4 protein-coding genes are annotated in these 2,721 nt (G+C 66.9%); all 4 read left to right on the top strand.

All coding sequences use genetic code 11. The features are described 5' to 3' along the window. The coding region (locus tag K228_RS0124435) for a hypothetical protein (protein WP_029723967.1) at positions 1–674 on the top strand (674 nt) is incomplete at its 5' end. Between the two features lie 131 nt (positions 675–805). Next, a complete protein-coding gene (locus K228_RS0124430; protein ID WP_025620719.1) occupies positions 806–1,111 on the top strand; it encodes a hypothetical protein in 306 nt (101 codons plus the stop codon). Further along, entirely contained in the window at positions 1,108–1,509 is a 402-nt protein-coding gene (locus K228_RS0124425; RefSeq protein WP_025620718.1) for a hypothetical protein, read from the top strand. Before K228_RS0124430 ends, K228_RS0124425 begins: the two co-directional genes overlap by 4 nt. Before the next feature lie 131 nt (positions 1,510–1,640). Next, on the top strand, positions 1,641–2,558 hold the full coding sequence (locus K228_RS30325) for a UTRA domain-containing protein (RefSeq protein ID WP_080671703.1): 918 nt from the start codon (positions 1,641–1,643) through the stop codon (positions 2,556–2,558). Positions 2,559–2,721 lie beyond the last annotated feature (163 nt).

Raw genomic sequence — 2,721 nt, 5'->3', positions numbered from 1 at the left:
GGCGCACCGCGGGGATGGAGGACATCGCCCGGGTGTGGCGTGCGGCATCCACGTGGCACCATGTCGACCCTCGGGCGCAGCAGGCTCGGCAGATGGTCGTCGACCAGCTCGCCAAACGGACGGGCCGGGTGATGCCCGAGACACAAGAGTCAACACCGGATGGCATCGAGGTGCTGTCTGATGCCGTTGATCGAGCGGTGTACGAGGACACGGATCAGTCGTCACAGCGGCTGCCGATGTCCGCCGAGGCGGTGAGCGACAGGCACGATCGGATGGCCGCTGAGGTGCACAAGGCATGGCCGTCTGGGCAGCGGGCCGACACGGTGATCGGGTGCGAGGCGTGGGGTGCCCTGGCATACACCCTGGACCAGGCGCAGCACGCCGGCCACGACGTGCAGCAACTCCTACGCGGCGTGTCCAGGTTCGTGGACCGGGCCGAAAGGCCGGCCGCCTACGCGTGCCGGGTGGTGCAAGACCAGCTCGACGAAACCGTTGATCTCGGCACAGTGCGGGTGCAGAGCCGACACGGCACCGAGCCGGCAGCGGTGGCCGCGTCCGCGTTTCCGCAGTCAACGATCTCGGCGGTCACCGAGGTCGCCTCAGCCAGTGAGGAACAGCAGCCCACTGTCCGCCCTGCCACGTCGAGTGTGCCCATGGCGGCGCCGGGCCGATAGCGCCGAGCGGGCCTATCGGGTGTGGCTGCCGTGGTGGAGGGGAAACCCATCCAACTGATCAACGCTGCCCTCACGCGCCTGGATGGGTGATGCACCGCACTCCGGATGTCATACGGGAGTAGGCTAGCGGTATGACAAAGCGTCGAGTGACCATCTCCGTACCCTCGGACGTGGCCGAGACCCTGGAGCAGCAGCCCAACGCCTCCGCATACGTTACCGAGACTGTGCGGGCTCGCCGGAACTTCGAGCAGTTCCGCGACCTGGTGGCCGAGGCCGGCGTGCACCTCACCGAGCAGGGCATGGCCACAGCGCGGGCCCGCCGACTGGCTGTGGAGGCCGAGTGGACCCCAGAGCGGGTGGCGGCCCTACGTGCGCGGGTGCGTGACCACATGACGGCCGAGCTGTCCAACGGTGACCAGCAGGCACCAGCCGCGTGAGCCTCGACGACGAGCCTCCAGGCGCGGTCACGCTCGTGCTAGACCGCTCAGCGCTGCTTGCCTACCCCTACTCGATACACGTGGCCGAGCCGATAGGCGAGGTCATCCGAGACGGAAATCGATACGGCGTCACCGACGTCACCGTCGCCGAGACGCTGACGCTGATGACCGACCCCAAACAACGCGACCACCTGCACCGACTGCTACGCCAGCAGTCCTGCGCAATGCTCCCCACCAGCGGCGACTGGTTGGAACTGTCCTACTGGCGCGGACTGACCGGCCGCATCGACCTAGCCACCACAGTCATGGCATCACTGGACAACGGAGGAGCCTCGATCCTGACCGGAGAGGGCACCCGCTACGGCGAGCACCTGCCGGTCATCCACATACCGCAGTGACCTCCCGCCAGCCCAGGCGTTGGCGACACCCGCAAATCCGGTGTGCGCGCCCGCGCCGCCAGCGGTGACCTCGCCCACCAGGTTGCGTGGCGGCTAGGCCTGCTCTCCTATCCACAACATGTGGATAGGACATGTGTGCGAAGCGGTGGGGGTCCTTGCTGCAGGCTGATGGTGGGTCCGCTGCCAGGGAGAACACGACAGTTCCCTGGTGGCTCTCGGTCGCGCTATCCGCGTGGGGTGCTTGCCGTAGAGTCCAATGCTGTCTACGCAGGTTCACTTTCAGGGTGGGGGCGATGAGCGGCGACAAGGACGGCGCTGCCCCGTACCGCCGGATCGTGGACGACATCCGCGAGATGATCCGGACTGGGCAGCTCAGTGAGGGTGATCGGCTGCCGTCGCAGCCTGCGCTTGCGCGTCAGTACCAGGTCACGCGTGCCACGGTGACGAAGGCGGTCGCGACCCTGGTGGCTGAGGGGCTCGTGACGACCCGGATGGGGTCCGGGGCTTATGTGCGGGCTTTCGAGCGGATCCTTCGGTCTTCCCCGCGTCGCCTGTCTGCGCAGTGGTGGGGTGCCGGCCATGCTGTGCAGGACGCTGACACCGGCCGTCGCCCGCGATCAGTCGACACACGGGTTGACGAGGTTCCTGTTCCCGACGAGACCGCTGTTTTGATGGGCTTGGCGCCTGGTGCGCTGGCCGTCCGTCGGCGGCGCCGATTTGTTGTAGATGATGACCGGTCGGTGCAGCTGGCTACTAGCTGGTACCCCGCAGACATTGCCCGAGGAACCCGGATCGCAGAGATCGACACGGGGCCTGGTGGATCTCCGGCCAGGTTGGCCGAGGCCGGACATGCCCCGACGAGCCACCGCGAGCGGATCCGGGTGCGGATGCCTTGGCCGACCGAGCGTGAGGCGCTGGGGTTGGCTCCCGGCACACCGGTCGCCCATGTTCTGCGGTTGAGCTACGACGCTGCGGGCCGGTGCGTGGAGGCAACTGACATGGTGCTCGACGGTACGGCTTACGAGCTGGAGTACATCTTCAACTCCTGACAGGGCCGCTGACCAGGCGCGGCTCTCTTGGAATCAGCATGACTCAAAATTGACCTAGGCAGAAACACTTGACCTGCCTAGGCAGGTGGGTTCCAATCGAGCTAGGTCCGATGGCTTCCATCGAAACCGACCGGGGCGTTTTGGACCGGTCGCGGTCCTGCCT

The organism is Salinispora cortesiana (assembly GCF_000484695.1).
Classification (GTDB): domain Bacteria; phylum Actinomycetota; class Actinomycetes; order Mycobacteriales; family Micromonosporaceae; genus Micromonospora; species Micromonospora cortesiana.
The sequence above is the reverse complement of the archived record's forward strand: the minus strand, read 5'-3'. Positions and strand labels throughout refer to the sequence as shown.